We start from the raw sequence: 21,037 nt of genomic DNA on the forward strand, positions 1-21,037 counted from the left end.
TTTTAAATTTCTGATACAATAATCCTTGTCGCCAAAAAAGACAAACATCAAGGCCCGTTGGTCAAGGGGTTAAGACACCTCCCTTTCACGGAGGTAACAGGGGTTCGAATCCCCTACGGGTCATTCTATTCCTACCATAATATATGGACGCTTAGCTCAGCTGGGAGAGCATCTGCCTTACAAGCAGAGGGTCGGCGGTTCGATCCCGTCAGCGTCCACCATCCAGAGTTTATGAGTCCGACAATCATAATTTTCCTGGAGTAGGGAATAGTACTTGGAGCTGTGGTGTAGAGGCCTAACATGCCTGCCTGTCACGCAGGAGACCGCGGGTTCGAATCCCGTCAGCTCCGCCATTTAAGTTTCACAACCGTTCATCGATCCCGCATATTCCGATTGGGTTGGTGCAAACCATGCAAGGCTCGGTAGCTCAGTCGGTAGAGCAGAGGACTGAAAATCCTCGTGTCGGCGGTTCGATTCCGTCCCGAGCCACCATTTAGACAACCTTATATGCCGTTGTAGCTCAATTGGTAGAGCAACTGACTTGTAATCAGTAGGTTGGGGGTTCAAGTCCTCTCGACGGCACCAGTTTCATGGAGGCTTAGCGAAGTGGCCAAACGCAGCAGACTGTAAATCTGTTCTCTGACGAGTTCGGTGGTTCGAATCCATCAGCCTCCACCAGTTTTTTTAAGAGCCATTAGCTCAGTTGGTAGAGCACCTGACTTTTAATCAGGGTGTCGAAGGTTCGAGTCCTTCATGGCTCACTTTTCAAGTGTCTTATGCGGTCGTGGTGGAACGGCAGACACGCTATCTTGAGGGGGTAGTGCCCAATGGGCGTGAGGGTTCAAATCCCTCCGACCGCACCATCAAATCCTCATGCGGACGTGGCGGAATTGGCAGACGCGCTAGATTCAGGTTCTAGTGGTGTAACAGCCGTGGAGGTTCGAGTCCTCTCGTCCGCATCACGCATCAATAGAAAGGTTTCTGATCTGCTTTTTCTGGCAGGGCAGAAACCTTTTTATTATACCTTATCTTTAAGCTGGTGCTCATTACCTGGGCAGAAGAAAGCTTGAACCTGTAATCCAAATGAGCGTAGCTATTAGCTGCAGTGGAGAAGCGACTATGACCGAGCTATTCTTGAATCTCCTTCATGCTTACACCGTTCGCCGGCAATAGGCTGGCGCAACTGTGCCGAAGATCGTGAAAACGAATTCGGCGCATTTCATGGAACGAGGTGCAACGTCCGATGGCTGGACTTAGCTCTGTCTTTTGCAAGTGTAATTTGTTTACCCCCATAAGAGACCGGAATAACAGTGTACTGGATGGTCGACGTTTGGTTCTGAAAATTGATAGCCTGCCATTTAAGACCCACAATTTCTCCCCGTCTTAGACCATGTAGAGTTTGTCGGATGGAAATGCCGAACGGTGCTTGTTGACAGCTTAAACGTCTTTAAAATGTTTCGTAAAAGGATCAGGAATGATAGTCGGTTCTGAACCAGCTTCTGACATGTTTTATCTCCTCGCAGCCTGGGAAAATCTAAAAAACCCGCGAAACCTTGATTATACAAGGCTTTTCGCGGGTTTTATGTTTCTCATCTTGGACAAATAACATGTACGACTCAAAATCGTGAGGGAAACTGTGGAGGCTCGAGTCCTCTCACCGGCACCACATACACTAATCAGTGGTTCATTAGATTCTGTGTCTAATTCGGCGTTTTATAGCGTTTGAGTAAGCTGCTAGGTAATATGTTCGATACTGTATTACATGCTACAATTTCCGTCCTAAGGTCTTGTAAAATAGATCTAGCCAAAGGCTCTTGGGAACAGCAATCTTCCTGAGAATTATCATGCATCCTTAAAGTAAGAGTCAGCAAGCCGGGTGGTATTAAAGGGTTTTATTCCTAATTTCTCCAGGCTTTTTGTTTTACATTAACAATGTGCAATTTCAAACAAATTGCGTAAACGTTTTGACAAGCAATTGTTTAAAAAAGGAAGTTTTAAATGAGGGAAACAACGGGTTAACGTTTCTAGTTTTTTGAGGAGCGGCTGACAGTTGGATTCTAACAAAAGTCCTATGTTTGTCCTGAGGCCTACTCGATATCAATGAAAAGCTTGATTTTATGTAATAATAAATGACATATTTACAAAAATTTAATAATAAATTAGTTAAATACCGAACAAATACCTAATATAAAAGGTTATGTATAAAAGATGTAAGCGTTTTATTCTTTTTTGTTTTTTATAAAAAAACTATTGTAATCTTATTGGGAACGTACTAGAATGAAACTAGAAATTGCGTAACCGTTTTCATTAAATAAATGATGGATTAGATTCATAGCGTTTATTGTCAAAGGGGAAATATTGAGAAAACGTTATGACATTAAACTAAAGGAAGGGGGGTGGCTAAGACGAACAAGGAAATTACAATTAAGGACGTGGCCAAGCAAGCAAATGTATCTGTAGCTACGGTATCCCGAGTGATGAATGGACGGGATCGCGTAAGCGAAGCCACTCGCAAGAAAATACTCAAAATAATCGAAGAGATGAACTTTGTGCCGAATACGATGGCTGCATCGATGGTCAATAAAAAAACCAACATGCTCTCCGTCGTGGTGCCGGAGATTCAGAATCCCTTCTACACCGCAGTCATTGGCGGTATGGTAGAGGTAGCCAAGAAGGAAGGCTTCTTCACGCTAGTCGTCGCCACGAATAGCGATGAGGCGGAAGAGGAAGAATTTTTTGAAAGCTTCCTTGGGAAAAATGTGGATGGGATCATCTTAATCGGTACGCATAAGAATGCAGAGTTTTACCGGAATATTCGCAAGCCTACCATCCTTGTCGACCGTTATATCAACGATTGCGGACACGATGGTGTCTTAATCGATAACTTCCGCGGCGCTTACGAAGCGACCAAGCACTTCGTGGACTATGGTCATGAACGTATTGCCATTATAGATGGGGCGCATGATTTTAACGACGGCAAGGACCGTTATTGGGGATATCGTCAAGCTATGCATGAGAGCGGTCTGACACCCGATCCTGCCTATCACAAGCAGGGGAATTGGCTGGAAGAGGACGGCTACCGATTTACGACGGAGCTTATGCAATCCGGGCAGCCGCCGACAGCCATATTTGCGGCTAACAACGTCATCTGCACAGGCGCGATTAAAGCGATACGCGATTTGAATCTACGAATCGGGGAGGATATTTCTTTAATTGGCTTTGATGATAACGAGCTTGCTCAGTTCGTGCAGCCTAGAGTGACCGTGGTGAGCAGACCGACAAGAGATATGGGAATTCAAGCGGCGGAAATGCTCATTCAAAAAATCAAGGGAGAGCCTAAAGAACGAACGAAGCTGAAAAAAATGATATTGGATGTGGAATTGAAGAAATTCGGCTCAGTCAAAAGACTGAAGGAGTAATACTGGGGGGAGAGCCATGGCGAAAATCTTGGTAGTGGGAAGCATGAATATGGATATTGTCACAAAAGTTGAGCGTCACCCGGTTCCAGGCGAAACGATACAGGGCAACGAGACCCGTTTCTTTATTGGAGGCAAGGGGGCTAATCAGGCGGTTGCCGCCTCTCGGTCGGGTGCTTCGGTCGCTATGGCCGGGGGATTGGGCACGGATTCCTTCGGCGTCGACATACGCAGGGGATTGGCGGAGGACAGGATTGATCTTGATTATGTTGCCGAGAAGGCGTGTATGACGGGAATTGCCTTGATTACAGTAGATGGAGCAGGTGAGAACAACATTATTTTGTCCTCAGGCGCTAATGGAAGGTATGGTGCGGACGAGGTAGATCAATTGGACCTTTCAGGTTTCGACGTCATTTTGCTGCAAAATGAAATATCGCCTGAAGCCAATCAAAGGGTGCTGGATAAAGCGGCAGAGAAGCGTATTCCGGTATTTATGAATCCTGCTCCAATAGCTGGGTTTGACCAGAGCCAACTGAGCAAGGTCACTTTCCTCATTCTGAATGAGGTCGAGGCCGAGGCGCTAAGCGGCATCCGTATTGAAGGAAGCAGCCAGGCACTGGAGGCCGGGAAGAAAATGCTTAAAGACGGCATTCCTCGACTCATTATTACTTTAGGAAGCAAAGGCTCGATCTATATGGACCAAACCGGAAGTTTAATCACATTTCCCGCCTTTTCGGTTGATGCAGTGGATACGACAGCGGCCGGAGACACTTTCATCGGAGCGTTCGCAGCTAAATATGTAACGGGAGCAGAGCTGCGCGATTGTCTGCGTTACGCGACAGCAGCATCGGCGCTTGCCGTATCTGAACCAGGCGCCCAGAGCTCGATTCCGACAGATGATCAGGTACAGGCGTTTCTGGCAAAGTAGAATAACCGGTCGATAAGGGCATTATATAACAGGCCATATACGGGGTTTCTTTCCTGGAAAGGGACACCTGCATGCTATGACTTTGACGATTTAACGCTTAGTCTTGTTAAAGTTATCCAAAAAGCAACCCGGCAAGGTGAATAGGAGGTCGAACGATGAGGCATCCGGTTTTGAAAATGGAAGGCATCAGCAAGGAATTTCCAGGAGTCAAAGCGTTATCCGACGTTAGCTTTGAATTGTATCCGGGCGAGGTTCATGCGCTTATGGGAGAGAACGGAGCAGGAAAATCTACGCTGATGAAAATTTTGTCCGGCGTATATTCACCGACGCAAGGAACGATCAGACTGAAGGGCAAAGAAGTGACATTCGGCAACCCGCTTGACGCCCAGCGGCAAGGAGTGTCCATTATCCATCAGGAATTCAATTTGTTTTCTAATTTGACAGCGGCGGAAAATATATTTATCGACCGTCCGGAAATGGTGGGCAGATTCGGACGGATACAATGGTCCAAAATGTATGACGAGGCACAGCGTTTGGTTGATTCCATAGGGGGAGGCGAAATTGATGTCCGCCAGGAGGTCCGGCATCTTGGAGTCCACAGCCAGCAAGTAATCGAAATTGCGAAAGCGCTATCTTTTAAGGCGGATGTGCTCATTATGGATGAACCGTCGGCCGCACTCCCGGAAAACGAAGTGAAAAAAATGTTTGATGTGGTCAACCGGCTTCGAGCGCAAGGCGTAGCTATTGTGTATGTTTCCCACCGCATGAAGGAAATATTTGAAATCGCAGATAAGGTAACGGTGCTGAGGGATGGAGCCAAGATTGATACCCGAGGGATCGAAGAGGTGACCGAACAGAGCTTGATTCAAATGATGGTGGGCAAAGAAGTCGGCCAGCTATATCCGGTAAGGGAGCAAAAGCAGCGTCAAGAGGTTGTGCTTCAGGTCAAGCAGCTGTCGCTCGATTCCGCACACAGTGTATCTTTTGAGCTGCGAAAGGGAGAGATATTAGGGCTGTTCGGCGTTCCGGGTTCGGGCACGCATACGATTGCCGAGCGTTTATTCGGTCTAAAGCGGGGAACGGGTGAAATCGCCATTCATGGCGCAGCGGTGAAAATCAATAGCCCGAGCCAGGCCAAAGCGAAGAAGATTGCCTATGTTCCACCGGATCGTCACCGACAAGGCATCATTAAACCGATGTCAATCCGGCAAAATCTGTCGATTCCGATGCTGCCCCAGCTCTCCAAGTACATGGTGTTGGACGAGGCGCGTATTAAAGGGATGAGCGGGGAATATATGGAGAAGCTGCGGATTAAAGCACCCAGCGACGGACAAAGCGTTGACTTTCTGAGTGGCGGCAATCAGCAAAAGGTCGTGATTGGCAAATGGCTTGCCACGAATCCGGATATTCTTATTCTGGAAGAGCCGACTCGGGGAGTTGATGTCGGAGCAAAGGCGGAGATCTACAATATTATTCATCAACTGGCCGAGGAAGGATTGAGCATCCTGCTGATTTCATCCGAAATGCCGGAGGTAATTGGCCTCAGTGATCGGATCCTGGTGCTGTACAAAGGCATGATCGTACATGAATTTGCACATGGTGAGGCTGACCAGGAACAATTGCTGCAGCGTGCTTCACACCCTCTCTCAGAAGGAGGCCTCTTATGAAACGCCTGCTCAATGTGCATGAAGCGCCTATTATCTTATTTACCATTCTCGTCACACTGTTGTTTTCCATCATTTCACCCGACTTCTTGCAATTCGAAAATATGAAGCTGATTCTGGATCAGAACATCTCCATGTTTATCGTGGCAATCGGGATGACGATGGTCATTCTGCTGGGGGGCATGGATTTATCGGTTGGCTCTGTGCTGGCTGTGACAGCGACTTCTGTCGGGTTGTTTCTCAGCCATGGCATTCATCCATGGATTGCAGCCGCAATGGGGATATGCATCGGGGTTCTATGCGGTATGGTCAACGGTTATTTCATCGCGGTAAGGAAAATACCGGACATCATCGTCACCTTGGCCACCATGTACATCTTCAGGGGCGTTGCGGTAGGAATTAGCGGAGGGACCTGGATGACGAACTTTCCGGAAGGATTTCGATTCTTCGGACAAGGGTATTTGCTGGGCATTTCCTTTCCGCTGCTAATAGCCGTCATTCTGATAGCAATCTTCATCTATTTAATGAAATTCACACGCGTGGGCCGAAGAGTCTACTCTATTGGAGGGAATGGTCCGGCAGCCAAGCTTGCGGGAATCAGTGTAGCCCGAACCAAGTTTAAGGTTTATGTATTAACCGGCTTGCTGGTCGGGATCGCCTCGGTTATTTTCTCAGCCAAGGTAGGCAGTGTACAAGCCTCGACAGCAGGCAGCGGTTTAGCATTTGAAGTCATGGCAGCCGTTCTTATCGGCGGGGGTAGCATATTTGGAGGAGTCGGTACCGTAGCCGGAACGATGCTGGGGGTGCTCTTTATGGGCATCGTTAAAAACGGACTCATTATATCCAAGGTTTCTCCGTTCTGGGTCGATGCCGCAACCGGTTTTCTGATTATTCTGGCAATTGTTATTAATACGCTGCAGCGCATACGGCAAAACAAAGGTAAAGAGGGGGATTTGGTATGAGTGCATGGACAAGCCGGTTCCCGTTTAGAGGAAATAAGCTGATCGTTCAAATGCTGCTACTGCTCGTCATAATCGTGCTGTTCAGCTTCTTGTCTCCCTACTTCCTGACCGTCACTAACTTTATGAATGTGCTGAACCAGATGGTTGAAGTAGGGCTGATCGCCATACCGATGACCATGATCATCATATCCGGTGCCATGGATTTATCGGTTGGCTCTATTCTGGCTTTCTCCGCTGTATGTATGGGAGTTGCCTTTGAGCGGGGCCTCGATATACGGATCAGCGTGATCATTGGGCTGCTGGCCGGCTTGCTGTGCGGGGCGGTTAATGGCTATCTGATCGCAAGGCACCGCATGCAGGCTATTGTCGTCACCATCGGCATGCTCGTGATGCTGCGGGGTCTGGTCTACGTGATCAATCAGGGCAGACCCATTAGCGGCTTTCCGGATGCATTCTACTTTATGGGCCAGCAGTATGTTGGCGGCATTCCGGTTAATGCGATTTTCCTTGTGGTGATGTTCCTTTTGGCTAGCTTTGTAATGAAGAAAACAAGATTCAGCACCTATGTGTACGGCATTGGCAACAATGAAGAGGTTGTCCGCTACTCAGGCATCTCGGTCGTACGCATCCGGTTTATCCTCTTTATGCTTAGCGGATTGTTTTCGGCCTTGGCGGGTATATTTCTGGTTTCGCGTCTGGCAAGCGCAGAGGCGACATCGGGTACCAATATAGAGCTGGATGTTATTACAGCGACTCTGATAGGAGGCACACATATTTTTGGAGGGAGGGGGAGTCTTTCAGGCACATTTGTCGGGCTGCTAATCATCGTGTTTTTGCGTAATGGATTGAATCTATTAGGTGTATCCGTGCTTTATCAGGCAGTTATATTAGGGGCGTTGCTTCTGCTTGCTGTAGGAAACAAAAAATTCAATGGAGAGTGAAACCTATGAAAAAGCTGGCATTGACGTTACTGACGGGTGTATTGGCTTTGAATTTGGCAGCATGCGGAAGTACAAGCGGGAACCAAACGGATAACGGAGGCAAAACGAACCAGGGAGCTTCGGGAACCAGAACTTACTTTATGAATCCAAAGTCTATCGGCCCTGCTTATTGGGCGGCGGCAGAGAAGGGCGCCAAGAAGGCGGAAGCCGATTTGAAGGTGAAAGTTCTGTTCAATGCGCCGACAGAGGCGGATTCCTCCAAGCAAATTAATATGATTCAGGATATGCTGACCCGCAAAGTTAGCGGCATCGGTATATCGCCCAATGATGCGAAAGCGGTAGGCCCTGTGTTCAAAAAGGCGGCAGGTCAAGGCGTCAATATTGTGACCTGGGACAGTGACGCGCCGGACACAGATCGCCAATATTATGTAGCCCCGGCTACAGACCAAGAAGTGGGGGAGCTTCTGGCCAAGACGATCGGGGAGGAAATCGGCGGTAAAGGACAGGTAGCGTTCATGGTAGCCGGTCTTGGCTCACAGAACCAGATTGCGAAATCCAATGCGGCTAAATCCTATTTTGCGGCTAACTATCCGGATATTGAGGTCGTAACGACCGTTGCAAGCGACGACGATCAACAGAAGGCGTATGCCAATGCGCAAAACCTGCTTCAAACCTATCCTGCTCTGAAAGGCATTATCGGATTTGCCGGTGGCGAACCTCCCGCAGCCGCGGAAGTAGTAGAGCAAGCTGTAAAGGCAGGCACTTTGAAGAAAAACCAAGTGGCCATAACAGGCATTGCGGTGCCTAGCCTCGTGAAAAATTACATCAAGAACGGTACGATCAAAACAGATACTATTTGGGATCCGGGCAAGCTGGCTTATGTAACCGTCTATATCCTGGATCAACTGGCCCAAGGCAAGGAGATCAAGGACGGCATGGAGATTCCGACGATAGGGACTGTGAAGGTAGACGGGCAAAGTGTTTTTATTGGCACGCTTAAAGTCACCAACGATAATGTGGACAGCTTTGATTTCTAATAACACCCCTGTTAGGAGGCGGCCTTAATGGAGTATAAGGTGCAGATAGAAGATTTGACGGAAGAGGCTTTTGCGCCCTATGGCAAAGTAGTGGATTTTCCCGCGATCGATCCTTCTAAATCCGGTGACGGGTGGGATTGCTGGAGCTATGTGCAAATGCTGGACGTGTGGGAGCCGATCGGATTTGGCCTTGTGATCACCAAGCGACGCGAATTTGTCGTAACGGCAATGGAGAGACATGTCAGTCGTGAAGAGCTGCTGCTTACCTTTGATCGTGAGATTGTGCAGCCTGTAGCAAGATGCATCGACATCGACGATCCGGATGAAAACCCTGACCCATCCACCGTCAAATGCTTCCGAATTAAGCCCGGACAAGCTATCGTCATCAACCGGGGGGTCTGGCATAGCCCGGCCTACCCGGCTTCGGACGATGCTCGCTATTTGTTTGGCATTGAGAAGAAAAAGGATAAATTCGGCGATGAAATGATCAATCCGTGGGTTGATTTTGTTAACGGGATTACCGTTCGATTCGAATAAGCGAGCAGGCACCGCTCCCGATACACTTGCTTGCGGCAGTATCGGATTCATGCTGTATCAGGAGAGTGCGGCCAAAAAGGAGAGAGAGAGATGAACCAAGAACAGAGAGTGATGGAATGGATCGAGAATCATCAAGATGAAATCATTCATTTTTTACAGCAGCTTATTCAAATTCCGAGCGTCAACCCCTGGTTCTTTGAGGAGCCGGGGCCATCCAAAGAGAAGGATCTTCAACAATTTCTTGCCGGTAAGCTCGAGAAACTGGGCGCGGACATCGAGATCTGGGAGCCCGTCGCCGATGAACTGAAGCAATATGAAGGCATGGCGGGTTATTATCCGGGAAGAGATTTTACGGGCAGACCTAATCTGGCGGCTACGTTCGGCAAAGGAACGGAAGGCAAGTCCCTGCTCTTGTTTGGTCATATCGACGTTGTTATGGCAGGCTCAAAATGGACGGTCGATCCCTTCGAGGGCAAAGTGATCGACGGGAAGATGTACGGCCGCGGCACTGTTGATATGAAGGGCGGAGTCGCAGCCATGATTATGGCCGTCGAAGCGATTCTTCGCAGCGGGTTTAAGCTAAAAGGGCCGGTTGTCGTCGGCACGGTCGTCGATGAGGAAGCGGGAGGCATGGGGGCGCTTGATTTCATCCACCATGGCTATCGAGCGGATGCATGCATTTTGACCGAACCGACCTCACTAACGATCGCCCCGCTTTGCCGAGGGATTTTATGGGGCAAAATCAAGATCCAAGGCCGCAGCGGTCATATTGAGATGCCGCAGGCGGATTGGCAGGACGGCGGCGCGGTTGATGCGATTAAGAAAGCGAGATATATTCTGGAGCATCTGGACCGCTTGAATGAGAAATGGGCTGCCAGCAAGACCCATCCCTACTTGTCGATCCCTTGTCAGGTGCATGTCGCGCAATTAAACGCTGGGGAATACCCGACCTCCTTCGCGAATGAAGCGGAAATCGTATTCAATGCGCAATACTTGCCTTCGGAGCGTGACGAGAAGCTTGTAGGCGGCCATGTAAAGAAGGAATTGATTGACTTTCTGCGCGAGGTATCGGAATCAGATCCTTGGCTGCGTGAGCATATGCCGGAAATCGAATGGTTGGTGGATGCCGATTGTGCAGAAACGGATGTGTCTCACCCCTTTGTACAGACCTGTGTCCAATCCTTGAAGGCCATTGGAGAGAAAGGGAAGATCGAAGGACTGGGCTTCCATACGGATATGGGCTGGCCGGTGAATGTCGGCATTCCGACCGTTAACTTTGGACCTGGCGACCCAAGCCTTGCCCATCATAGCGACGAATTTACACCCGTCGCCGAAGTGATTCAGGCGGTCAAGATGATTGCCAAAACGATTGTGGACTGGTGTGAAATCGAGGAATCGTAAAAATGAAATCAAGACAGCCCGTAGGTATAGGGCCTGGTGATATAAAAATACGGAGGTGCTTGAACTAATGAAAATCTTATTTGTTGGCGAATCCTGGGTAGTGCATATGATTCATACGAAAGGCTATGACAGCTTTACCTCGACCAAGTACGAGGAGGGAGCAACCTATTTGCTGTCCTGTCTGCGTCAGGAGGGAATCGACGTTACCTATATGCCTGCGCATGAAGTACAGGTGCGCTTTCCTCAATCGTTGGAAGAGCTCAAAGCCTATGATGCAATTGTGCTTAGCGACGTAGGGGCCAACACATTCCTGCTCCAAAATCCAACCTTCTATCAAATGCAAATCATTCCGGACGCCCTTGAGCTAATCAAGCAATATGTCGCCGAAGGAGGCGGCCTGCTGATGGTTGGCGGTTACCTGACCTTCATGGGAATCGAAGGAAAAGCCAATTATAGAAATACGATATTGGCCGATGTGCTGCCGGTTGTCATGATGGATAAGGATGATCGGGTGGAGATGCCAAGCGGCTTCTCGCCAGTCGTATCGCAGCCGCATCCGCTGGTCAATGATTTGGGAGAATGGCCTAGGCTGCTAGGTTATAATAAGCTGTCCGCCAAGCCGGGGGCAGAGGAACTGCTAAGCCATAAAGGCGATGCGATTCTGACGGTTGGATCTTACGGAGAAGGAAAGACGGCGGCGTTTGCAAGCGATTGTTCGCCGCACTGGGGATCATTGGAGTTTATGAACTGGGAGCACTATTCGGCCTTTTGGTCCAAGCTTATTAAGTATTTGAAATAATGGGGCAATGAACATTCCCATACGCCAAAACAGCGCCTGCTGGCTCGAGGCTAGCAGGTTCTAGTGGTGTAACAGCCGTGGAGGTTCGAGTCTTCTCGTCCGCATCACGGATCAACAACGAAGAAAGCCTTGAGCAATCAAGGCTTTTTTTGTTTTTTTTAAAAACGGCAGGAATGGAGTAGAAAGGTTCGTTTTGTTTGATTTCGTTCGAATGAACATTTTCATACCTAAAAGGAAGTGCTTTCTGTTATAATGAAGAGAGGACGAATTCTTCTAAATTAACAAATCCGGACCGGAGCTTTCTCCGATAAGGGATTCAAGGATGAGATACAAACCTGTACGGAGTGATTCCATAGGAAAAGCTTTTTCTGCGTATGATTGTGCGGACGAGGGATTGCTTTTACAGGGAATAAAGAAAGCAAGCATGGCCGGGTGCCGCCTGTGGATGATGCCTGAGCCTGCGAGAATCTAACGGTCGAGGTGGATAAACGATGGAGCAAGGCAATGAGCAGTCCCCTATTTATCCGGATGTGGTGACTTTCGGGGAGTCGATGGCTCTACTGATTCCGGATTCGGGAAAAGGAATTGAATATTCACCGCAGCTGACCGCTTCATTCGGCGGGGCCGAAAGCAATGTGGCGATCGGTCTTGCACGGCTCGGGCATCGTGTCGGATGGTTCGGACGCTTGGGGAAAGACCCCTTCGGCCGGATGGTGCTTAAAAAAATACGCGGCGAAGGCGTGGACGTCTCCAGGGCCGTGCTTTCGTCCGAGGCGCCGACGGGTTTGATGTTGCGGGAAGAGGTATCGGGCAAAGCCTCCGTCTACTACTACCGCAAAAATTCGGCCATGAGCCTTATGAAGCCGGGCGATCTGGATGAAGATTATATAGCCGGTGCCAAGATTCTGCATGTAACCGGCATTACGCCCGCGCTGAGCGAAAGCTGCAAAGAAGCGGTCATCGCCGCTGTCCGCACGGCCAAACGGCATGGGGTGAAAGTCTGCTTCGATCCGAACCTGAGGCTTAAGCTGTGGGGAATCGGAGAAGCCAGAGAGACTTTGCTTGCCCTGGCGGAGGAGGCCGATTATTTTCTCCCCGGCCTGGATGAGCTTCAGCTCCTTTACGAGACGGAAGATTTCGACGGAATTGTCGGAAGGCTGAGCAAGCTTCGTGCCGTGACGGTGCTTAAAGGCGGCGACAATGAAACGTTCCTGATCGAGGGCGGCCGAGTGGCCTCCGTTCCTTTTGTCAAAGCGGAGCGGGTCGTCGATACGATCGGGGCCGGAGACGGCTTCTGTGCAGGCTTCCTGTCCGGCATTCTGCAGGGGAGAAGCCACCTGGAGGCGGTGGAACTGGGCAGTTTGCTCGGTTCCCTGGTCGTTCAGGCTCCGGGAGACTGGGAGGGCCTGCCGACGCTTGAGGAAGTCGAGGCCGTGCTTCAGGGAAGCCGTCATATCGAACGCTGAAGACGGCAGCACCGCTGCCGTTATTTACGCGATTGCACCAAGCTGAGATAAAAAAACGAATCCGCTGTGCCTAACATGCGGAAACTGATTTTACAGACCGAGAGAGGATGAACTGACCCGATGAAAAAAATACAGGTGATTCAAAAAATTACGGAACAGGGCGTAGTCGCCGTTCTGAGAGGCAAGACGCCCGACGAAGTCGTCGAAGCCGCCGAGCAGGCCATCGAAGGCGGCATCAAAGTCATCGAAGTGACGATGACGGTGCCGTTTGCGCTCCAGGCCATTGAAAAGCTGGCCAAAACCTACAGCAGCACGGCGCAGGACGCCTCCAAATTCGCGATTATCGGCGTAGGTACCGTTCTGGACCCGGAAACGGCAAGAGCGGCCATTTTGAGCGGCTCGGAGTTCGTGGTGGGGCCTTCCCTGAATCCTGCGACCGTGGCGCTCTGCAACCGGTACCGCGTGCCGGTAATGCCGGGCACGATGACCGTCAAAGAGATCCAGGAAGCGCTGGAGCTCGGCGTGGACATCGTGAAGCTGTTCCCGGGCAACTTGTACGAGCCTTCCGTGATCAAGGCCATCAAGGGGCCTCTGCCGCAGGCTAACATCATGCCGACCGGGGGCGTATCCCTGGACAATCTGGCGGATTGGATCAAAGCGGGCGCCGTCGCCGTGGGGATCGGTTCGGACCTGACGACAGAAGCGTCCAAAACCGGCGATTTCAGCCTGATCGCGAAGAAAGCGGCCCAGTACACGCAGGCTTTCAAGGAAGCGAAAGCGGCTCTTTCTTAAAGTAGCGGACGCGTTGGACGTCGGTGTGGTTGACCACCGCGTTTCATGCGACGTCACATCGCGCAGGGGCTTCGCAGGTGTGAAAAGAGAAGGCTTAGGCGAACCATTCAGGTAAAGAGGAAGGACCGGAGAAGTCTGCTCCGGTCCTTTATTTTTAGGTGCGGAAATGAGGACTTTTCCTTGTTTGAAGGGGGTGTAAAAAATTGGAATGAAATTTCGACGGAAAAAGGATTGAGTTTTCATGAATTATTTGTTATGATATCTCTTGTCGATTCGGAAATGAATCGAACGAAAAGTTTGCGGAAGTGGCTCAGCGGTAGAGCATCGCCTTGCCAAGGCGAGGGTCGCGGGTTCGATTCCCGTCTTCCGCTCCAACCACCTTTGCGGGTGTAGTTCAATGGTAGAACTCCAGCCTTCCAAGCTGGTAGCGTGGGTTCGATTCCCATCACCCGCTTACAAGCTTCATTAAAAAGCAGTCTCCTTTACGGAGGCTGCTTTTTTTCTTGGCCGTGATTGAGAAACCGTTCACCGCGCCTTAATCGACAATCGAGACGCGGGTGTTTTAACTGCCTTCCATCCCTCTACTGATCACGCAACATTTACCGCCCTACGCCGTTTAACTGGGTAAGTACGTTACAGGGGGGGATCTTATGCGGCGGAACAAATGGATAGGGCTGGCCTGCGGGCTCGTTATATTAGCTATGGCTGTGGCCGGGGCCGCTTCGCTTTGGCTGCCTTCAGCCGAGCTTACCCCGGAGAAAGTGGTTCTCAACTGGAATGGCCGCATCATAGAGGTGCAGCAAGCGGATTCCCGGTATCGGCGTCTGGTGGACGATGCCGAGGAAGTGATAGAATCTACCGCGAAGGGGCCCTGCAAGTGTACGGCCGAGCTGACCGGGGATGTGCCGGACAAGCCCGGACTGCTTCTTATGCTGTCCCCCGGCCAGTCGGTCCGCATCCGGAAGGAGTTTCCCGTGGCCTCACTGGTCAATGACGTCCGCAGGCTTTACGTGCCGTTTCAAGATGGCGGAGATTCGCACCAGATGGAGTTGGACGGCGGGGTGTATGAAGTGAGCGGAGAGAGCCTGGACGCCCTCAAAAAGACCGCTGCCGAGGCAGCGGGAAACTGCCCGGGAGGATAAGGTGGGCCGGAAAGCGGAGCTGTGATACGATAGGCGTTGAAGACATCAATGACAGGAGAAGGACAGGAGAAGGACAGGAGAAGGACAGGTGCTTCCCTTGGTTCCGGCCGGCTGAGAACGCAAGCTCGTAACAGAGGCGAAACGGATTTCCTGAGAAGATCCAAGGAGGCGGAGAATGGCTGGAAAAGGACGATCGCGCGGCAGAAAGTGGCTTCTGGCGCTGGTGATCTTTATACTTGCCGCGGGGATTGCGGCGGCATTCTATCTAAAGCCGTACGGCCCGGACCGCGCGGCGGTCGAAGCCATGCGTAGCGGCGGAGGTGTGACCGTTACAGACAGCAAGGATGTAACGGTCTACGAAGGCGCGGAGCCGAGGGAGCCCGGCGTGATCTTCTACCCGGGCGGCCTTGTGAAGCCGGAGAGCTACGCGCCTCTGGCCCGGGAGCTGGCTCAGCGCGGGCATCGCACGGTCGTCGTCAAAATGCCGCTGAATTTGGCGGTATTGGGAGGCGGCCGTGCCTCGGAGGTGCTGGCGGCCCGTCCCGGGGAGACCTTCGTCATCGGGGGGCACTCGCTCGGCGGCGTGATGGCGGCCCGCTATGCGGCGGAGCATCCGGACCGGCTGCGGGGGGTGTTTTTCCTGGCGTCGTACGCCGATGACAAAGGAAGCCTACGGGACAAAGGGCTTCCGGTTCTCTCCGTGACCGGCTCGGAGGACGGCGTTCTGAACCGTGACAGCTTCGAGAAGAACAAGAAGAACCTGCCGGAGAGCGCCAAGCTTGTGACCCTGCCGGGAGGCAACCACGGCCAGTTCGGCAGCTACGGCCCTCAGAAGGGCGATCATGCGGCCGCGATTTCTCCGGAGGAGCAGACGCGGCGGACGGCCGAAGCGATAACAGACTGGATGGCTGGAATCCGGGAGAAGGAGAAGAACTGACACGTGAACAACGACTACAACGACTACAACGACTACAACGGCAACAACGGCAACAACGGCAACAACGGGCAAAAAAAGCGCCTTAACCCGGAAATGCTCCGTCTGCTCCGCTTCGGGGCAGTGGGAGTCGGCAATACGGCGGTGGACTGGGCCGTGTTCTGGCTGCTGTTCTCGGGACTGCAGCTTCATTACGGTGCGGCTCAGACGGTCGCGTACTTGTGCGGAACCTTGAACAGCTACCTCTGGAACCGGAAATGGACGTTTGCCAGCAAAGAGCCGGTGCGGGTATCGGAGGCATTGAAGTTCCTGCTGGTCAACGGACTGTGTCTGGGGCTGTCCTACCTGCTGCTCTATATATGCAGCGATGTGCTGGGCTGGAACATGCTGCTGAGCAAGCTGACGGTAACGGTGCTGCTCCTTCTGGTGAATTACGCGGCCAGCAAATGGTGGGTTTTCGCCCCGGGCGAAAAGCGCCAGGAAGGCGAATCATTGGAGCCTTAATAAGGACATAAAATTCGCCGGATTTCAGACAGACGGCGGAGGATTTTTGCAGTATAATGTACCTGAACTTCTGTAACGGATAAAAGATGTCTTCTTTTGTCCGTCTTCTTTACCTATCGCGTAAGCGCAACCATTTTGCTGACGAAGCCGGAAAACAGCACCGGCTCAAAGGAGAGCTACCGACGTGCAGGCCAAGACCCGCTCCTGGAACCGTTTTACCCCGACCCGTAAACATCTTTGGATCGCGACTCTCGAAGGGGCTCCGGCCACGGTGGTTCAAACCCTTCTCAACGGTCCTTTCCTGACGGGTTATTTGCTCTATCTCGGCGCAACGTCCGCACAGATCGGTCTAGTGCTTGCCATGACGACGATCGTGAACGCCGGGCAGATCCTGATGGCTTTTTTCATGCAGAGATGGAAAAACCGGAAGCTGCAGATTCTCATCTTCGGAGGGCTTCACCGGATCCTGTGGGCGGCAACGGGATTAATCCCGCTCGTGCTGGACCGTGACTTGTGGATACCGGCTTACATCGCCTTGTATACCTCGGCTTTTCTCTCGAACGCCTTCGGGGGTGTGGTCTGGTCGACGCTCATGGCCGATATGGTCCCGTCGTCGGTGAGAGCCCGTTATTTCGGTATCCGGAACATGATGCTGAACGCTCTGGGAGCGCTGTGCCTGTTTGTAGGGGGACAAATACTCGATAACCTTGGTAACGAGGCGGGCTTTGAAGTTCTTTATCTGGTGATCGGTACGGCTGCGGTGCTTAATGTAATCGCTTACCTTTTTTATCCGAATCCGCCCTTCGAGCCTTCCGCGGAAAGCGGGCTCCTGCCCATGCTGACACGCCCTATGAAAGATACTTCGTATATCAGGGCGACGGCCTTTCTGTCGTTCTGGCTTTTTCTGCAGGGCATTGCGGTGCCGCTCTTCTCGTATGTCATGCTGAAGCTGCTGCAGGTAAGCTATGAGACGATTTCCGTGCTGACGGTGCTTCAAACGGCCGTGATGATGATTTCTTTCTACGTCTGGGGAAATCTTAATGCGCGATGGAGCAACCGGCGGCTTCTGTTCTGGACGCTCCCGCTGCTGTCGTTGTCGTGTCTGCTATGGGGGATGCTCGCCTGGCTCCCGGTCCTGCCGGTGCTGATTGGGGTTCATATTCTGCTTGGAGCGGGAACCGGGGGATTCAACCAACTGGCTTTCAACTTCATTATCGGGGATACGCCAAGGGGCGAGAGGCCGATGTTTATCGCCACGTACAACACTTTGACGGGGCTGGCGGCTTTCCTGGGCCCTCTGCTCGGGGGTGTCCTCTATGAAAAGGCGGAGGGGCTGCCGATCTGGGTTCAGCAGTACGGAATTGCCGCGGGAACGGGAGCGGTTATGCTCGTCCTGGCTCTGACCCTGGGACGCAGAGTACTGCTGGAGCGGCAGAGCCGCAGGACAAAGACGGAGACGCCGGATAAAAGCATGCCGGTTTAGCTCCGTGCATACAGCCTTGGACCGGAAGAGTGCGGCGCGCCGTGCTCTTTTTTTGTTTGCGGAAGCGGAGGTCCATTGTGTCGGCACCCGGAACCCTCTACAATAAGAGCATAAGAACTCGTTGGGAGACTAAAATGGAAGCATGGATACAAAAGATCGAACGGGAGCTTCTGCCCGGCCTCGACTTTGAAAGCGAAAAGCCCCACGACCCCGTCGTGGTACATAAACTTCCCGCCCCCTGGCAGTTAGTCGGTGCGGGCAATTACGCGGCCGTCGTCTCGCATCCGGACATGCCCGGGCTGGTCGTTAAAGTATACGCCCCCGGAAGGGACGGGTGGGAAGACGAGGTCGAAGTCTACCGCAAGCTGGGCGAGCACCCGGCCTACTCCCGCTGTCACTATGCGAGAAAGCCCTATCTCATCCTGAAACGGATGAACGGGAAAACGTTGTACGATTGCATCCGTTCGGGAATACGGATTCCGGAGCGGGTCATTCTCGATATTGAAGAAGCGTGTGAATATGCGCGCAAGCTGGGTCTGGTACCTCAGGATCTGCATGCCAAGAATGTCATGATGGAAGACGGCCGGGGAAAAGTGCTGGATGTTTCCGATTTTCTGGATGACACGCCGGATACGATGTGGGAGGATATGAAAAAAGCCTACTACCGTCTGTATCTGCCGCTATTGTCCAAGCACCCTATCCCGATGCCGGACACGCTGCTGAACGGCGTACGCAAGAGCTACCGGTGGCTCCGCCGCAACTCCTCTTAGGGGAAGCGGGACGCGCCTGCGCCGCGCGGCATACAGCCTGACGCCCGGCATACGCAAAAAGCCGCACCCGTTTGCAAAACGGGTGCGGCTTTTTGGCTTCGTGACGGAGGACCGGTTTTTCCGCGCCAGCGGCCGGCAGCGAAGGCTGTTGAAGGCTGCAGGCAGGCTTTTTCCATAGAAGAAAGGAGCTTACATAACGTCGCGGCGGCGGAACACCGTCCAAGTCAGTACGTTAAAGACGATAAAGTAAGCGGCCAGCACGAGGATCGAGAAGGTCATCGTCATGCCTGGGACCAGAGGCTGGCCGTGCAGGTAGCGGGTCAAATCCATATTGGAGAACAACAGGTATTTGCTCCAGTCGTACCGACTCAGAATCATGCTGACCGTGTTGCCCAGGAACATGATGCAGAGCGAGATCCCGATCGCAAGCGAGTTGCTGCGGAACAAGGTGGAGATCATGAAGGCGAGCGTGACGATCATGATCAGCTCCACGCATTTGAACCCGTAGGTGCTCAACATGTCGGTGATGATGTTTTTCTCGACGATGGCTCCCATGCTGTTCAGCTCCAGAATGGTCGGGCTTGTTCCCGCGCCTCCGTAAAGCACCAGGTTAATGGCCAGGGCCGAAGCGAATAACACGAGCAGCATAAAGATAGAGAACTGGAAGCCTGCCGCGTATTTGGCGAACACGATCTTCGATCTCGAAACGGGGCGGATCAGCAGCAGCTTGATCGTTCCGCTCGAGAACTCGCCGGACATGGCGTCGGCGGCAACGACCACGGTGAAGACGGTAATGACCGCGATCAGGCTGGACATGGAGCCGACGGCCTGCCATACGGCAGCCTGATTCGGAGACACATCCCGGTTCAGATATTCCTGGGCCAGCTTAATCTGCTGATCCAGATCGGCCGCGTTGTCAGGGAACTCCGCTTTGGTCTTCTCCAATTGCTCGATCCGCTGAGTCTGTGCCTGGCGCCAGTCTGCACTGTTCATATCTCTGGAGTCGTAGTGCATCAGGAACGAAATCAGTCCCACCAGTCCGACAAGCAGAATGACCATAATCCAAGTTGTCAGCCGGCGGTAAATTTTCATGTTTTCATTACGAATGAGATTAAGCAATTTGATCACTTCCCGTTATCTGCAAGAATTTGTCTTCGAGCGATTGCGTGAGCGGCTTCATCGCGTACAGGCGAAGACCCGCCTGAATGAGCAGAGCGCCGATATCGGCGGCTCTTTCGCGTCCGATCGTGAGCTCGATGCCGTTCGGATGCGGAGTCACGTGCAGGTGCGGATCGATTTCCTGCACCACAGCCTGTGCCGTCGCCGGATCGTTAACTTCGAAGAAGTAAGACGTCTCCTTCGGCGCAGCCCCTTCTCCGCGCAGATCCTGCACGTCGACGAGCTTGCCCTGCTGGATGATGGCGACGCGGTCGCACATCAGCTCCATCTCCGACAGCAGGTGACTGGAGACGACGATGGCGATGCCTTCTTCGCGGGCCAGCCGGCGAAGGTAGTCGCGCAGCTCCCGGATGCCTGCGGGGTCGAGGCCGTTGGTCGGCTCGTCGAGAATGAGCAGGGACGGCCGGTGCAGCAGGGCCTGAGCGACGCCCAGCCGCTGGCGCATGCCGAGCGAGTAGGTTTTGACCTTCTCTTTGATGCGGTTTTTCAGCCCGACCAGCTCGACGACTTCGTCGATTCTGGACTGCGGGATACCGCCCGGAAACATGCGGGCGTAATGTACAAGGTTGTTCTGCCCCGAGAGGAATTTGTACATCTCGGGATTCTCCACTATGGCGCCCACGTGCTTGATGGCGTCCTCGAAGCGGTTCTGGATCGACTGTCCGTGGATCACGATGTCGCCTTTGTTCATTTTCATCAGACCTACGATCATCCGAATCAAGGTCGTTTTGCCGGCGCCGTTCGGTCCCAGAAAGCCGAAAACTTCTCCGGGATACACCTCGAAAGACAGGTCCTGGATAATCTTTTTGCCGCGTATCGTCTTGTTGACGCCGCGTATTTCCAATACGGGTTGATTGTTCATTTTTTTCTCTACCTCCACAAAATCCGTAATCCGTTATCGCTCGTGCAGTGCTCTCGGTTTCTCATTATATAGACCGTTCGTGTCCGATCACACCGACTCAGGTCTAGGTTTGCTGCCCGACCTTGGTACAAACAGGTCCCCGACCCCGACCGCCCGAATGAAGAATTTTTTGCTATAATAGGCGTACCCATCGAATTGTAACCGCATACAAACCAATTGA

General features: G+C 52.1%; 18 protein-coding genes and 11 tRNA genes. 27 read left to right on the forward strand and 2 right to left on the reverse strand.

Going from position 1 to position 21,037, the window contains the following annotated elements:
* The first annotated feature begins 51 nt into the window (after positions 1 to 51).
* From AC58P5_RS25435 to AC58P5_RS25565, 27 genes are all read left to right on the forward strand, one after another.
* A tRNA-Glu gene (locus tag AC58P5_RS25435) sits at positions 52 to 123 on the forward strand.
* 22 nt (positions 124 to 145) lie between these two features.
* Positions 146 to 221, forward strand: a tRNA-Val gene (locus AC58P5_RS25440).
* 55 nt (positions 222 to 276) lie between these two features.
* Positions 277 to 353, forward strand: a tRNA-Asp gene (locus AC58P5_RS25445).
* A 63-nt stretch (positions 354 to 416) separates the two neighbouring features.
* Positions 417 to 492: transfer RNA gene (locus AC58P5_RS25450), tRNA-Phe, on the forward strand.
* 17 nt (positions 493 to 509) lie between these two features.
* A tRNA-Thr gene (locus AC58P5_RS25455) sits at positions 510 to 585 on the forward strand.
* A gap of 7 nt (positions 586 to 592) precedes the next feature.
* Positions 593 to 678 (forward strand) — tRNA-Tyr (locus AC58P5_RS25460).
* Positions 679 to 688: 10 nt separating this feature from the next.
* Positions 689 to 761: transfer RNA gene (locus AC58P5_RS25465), tRNA-Lys, on the forward strand.
* Between the two features lie 17 nt (positions 762 to 778).
* Positions 779 to 863: transfer RNA gene (locus AC58P5_RS25470), tRNA-Leu, on the forward strand.
* A gap of 12 nt (positions 864 to 875) precedes the next feature.
* Positions 876 to 959: transfer RNA gene (locus tag AC58P5_RS25475), tRNA-Leu, on the forward strand.
* Between the two features lie 1,437 nt (positions 960 to 2,396).
* A complete protein-coding gene (locus AC58P5_RS25480) occupies positions 2,397 to 3,419 on the forward strand; it encodes a LacI family DNA-binding transcriptional regulator (protein ID WP_497391622.1) in 1,023 nt (340 codons plus the stop codon).
* Between the two features lie 16 nt (positions 3,420 to 3,435).
* Positions 3,436 to 4,344: a ribokinase gene (gene rbsK / locus AC58P5_RS25485; protein ID WP_497391624.1), complete on the forward strand. Its 909-nt coding sequence runs from the start codon at positions 3,436 to 3,438 to the stop codon at positions 4,342 to 4,344.
* Positions 4,345 to 4,499: 155 nt separating this feature from the next.
* Positions 4,500 to 6,011, forward strand: coding sequence for a sugar ABC transporter ATP-binding protein (locus AC58P5_RS25490; protein ID WP_497391626.1), 1,512 nt, complete (start codon positions 4,500 to 4,502; stop codon positions 6,009 to 6,011).
* Positions 6,008 to 6,970 carry an ABC transporter permease gene (locus AC58P5_RS25495; RefSeq protein ID WP_497391628.1) on the forward strand — a complete coding sequence of 321 codons (963 nt, stop codon included), beginning with the start codon at positions 6,008 to 6,010 and terminating at the stop codon, positions 6,968 to 6,970. The genes AC58P5_RS25490 and AC58P5_RS25495 overlap by 4 nt, the downstream gene beginning before the upstream one ends.
* Positions 6,967 to 7,911 (forward strand): ABC transporter permease, encoded by a 945-nt coding sequence (locus AC58P5_RS25500; RefSeq protein ID WP_497391630.1) that lies wholly within the window; start codon positions 6,967 to 6,969, stop codon positions 7,909 to 7,911. The genes AC58P5_RS25495 and AC58P5_RS25500 overlap by 4 nt, the downstream gene beginning before the upstream one ends.
* Before the next feature lie 5 nt (positions 7,912 to 7,916).
* On the forward strand, positions 7,917 to 8,948 hold the full coding sequence (locus tag AC58P5_RS25505) for an autoinducer 2 ABC transporter substrate-binding protein (protein WP_497391632.1): 1,032 nt from the start codon (positions 7,917 to 7,919) through the stop codon (positions 8,946 to 8,948).
* 27 nt (positions 8,949 to 8,975) lie between these two features.
* The gene (locus tag AC58P5_RS25510; protein WP_497391634.1) at positions 8,976 to 9,485 is read left to right on the forward strand and encodes an ureidoglycolate lyase; all 510 of its coding nucleotides are present in this window, start codon (positions 8,976 to 8,978) and stop codon (positions 9,483 to 9,485) included.
* A gap of 90 nt (positions 9,486 to 9,575) precedes the next feature.
* On the forward strand, positions 9,576 to 10,886 hold the full coding sequence (locus AC58P5_RS25515; protein ID WP_497391636.1) for an ArgE/DapE family deacylase: 1,311 nt from the start codon (positions 9,576 to 9,578) through the stop codon (positions 10,884 to 10,886).
* A 67-nt stretch (positions 10,887 to 10,953) separates the two neighbouring features.
* Positions 10,954 to 11,685, forward strand: coding sequence for a glutamine amidotransferase (locus tag AC58P5_RS25520; RefSeq protein WP_497391638.1), 732 nt, complete (start codon positions 10,954 to 10,956; stop codon positions 11,683 to 11,685).
* 491 nt (positions 11,686 to 12,176) lie between these two features.
* The gene (locus AC58P5_RS25525; RefSeq protein WP_497391640.1) at positions 12,177 to 13,151 is read left to right on the forward strand and encodes a sugar kinase; all 975 of its coding nucleotides are present in this window, start codon (positions 12,177 to 12,179) and stop codon (positions 13,149 to 13,151) included.
* A gap of 120 nt (positions 13,152 to 13,271) precedes the next feature.
* Positions 13,272 to 13,943, forward strand: coding sequence for a bifunctional 2-keto-4-hydroxyglutarate aldolase/2-keto-3-deoxy-6-phosphogluconate aldolase (locus tag AC58P5_RS25530; RefSeq protein ID WP_497391642.1), 672 nt, complete (start codon positions 13,272 to 13,274; stop codon positions 13,941 to 13,943).
* 299 nt (positions 13,944 to 14,242) lie between these two features.
* Positions 14,243 to 14,317, forward strand: a tRNA-Gly gene (locus AC58P5_RS25535).
* 9 nt (positions 14,318 to 14,326) lie between these two features.
* A tRNA-Gly gene (locus AC58P5_RS25540) sits at positions 14,327 to 14,397 on the forward strand.
* 196 nt (positions 14,398 to 14,593) lie between these two features.
* Entirely contained in the window at positions 14,594 to 15,085 is a 492-nt protein-coding gene (locus AC58P5_RS25545; RefSeq protein ID WP_497391644.1) for a hypothetical protein, read from the forward strand.
* Between the two features lie 175 nt (positions 15,086 to 15,260).
* A complete protein-coding gene (locus AC58P5_RS25550) occupies positions 15,261 to 16,022 on the forward strand; it encodes an alpha/beta fold hydrolase (protein WP_497391646.1) in 762 nt (253 codons plus the stop codon).
* Positions 16,023 to 16,025: 3 nt separating this feature from the next.
* On the forward strand, positions 16,026 to 16,523 hold the full coding sequence (locus AC58P5_RS25555; protein ID WP_497391648.1) for a GtrA family protein: 498 nt from the start codon (positions 16,026 to 16,028) through the stop codon (positions 16,521 to 16,523).
* Between the two features lie 184 nt (positions 16,524 to 16,707).
* Positions 16,708 to 18,006, forward strand: coding sequence for an MFS transporter (locus tag AC58P5_RS25560; RefSeq protein WP_497391650.1), 1,299 nt, complete (start codon positions 16,708 to 16,710; stop codon positions 18,004 to 18,006).
* Between the two features lie 134 nt (positions 18,007 to 18,140).
* Positions 18,141 to 18,776 (forward strand): serine/threonine protein kinase, encoded by a 636-nt coding sequence (locus AC58P5_RS25565; protein ID WP_497391652.1) that lies wholly within the window; start codon positions 18,141 to 18,143, stop codon positions 18,774 to 18,776.
* Between the two features lie 189 nt (positions 18,777 to 18,965).
* Here the strand turns inward: AC58P5_RS25565 and AC58P5_RS25570 are convergent, their stop codons facing one another.
* Positions 18,966 to 19,895, reverse strand: coding sequence for an ABC transporter permease (locus tag AC58P5_RS25570; protein ID WP_497391654.1), 930 nt, complete (start codon positions 19,893 to 19,895; stop codon positions 18,966 to 18,968).
* Positions 19,888 to 20,817: an ABC transporter ATP-binding protein gene (locus AC58P5_RS25575; RefSeq protein WP_009672176.1), complete on the reverse strand. Its 930-nt coding sequence runs from the start codon at positions 20,815 to 20,817 to the stop codon at positions 19,888 to 19,890. Before AC58P5_RS25575 ends, AC58P5_RS25570 begins: the two co-directional genes overlap by 8 nt.
* Between the last annotated feature and the right edge of the window lie 220 nt (positions 20,818 to 21,037).

Source organism: Paenibacillus sp. JT31N7, assembly GCF_059692095.1.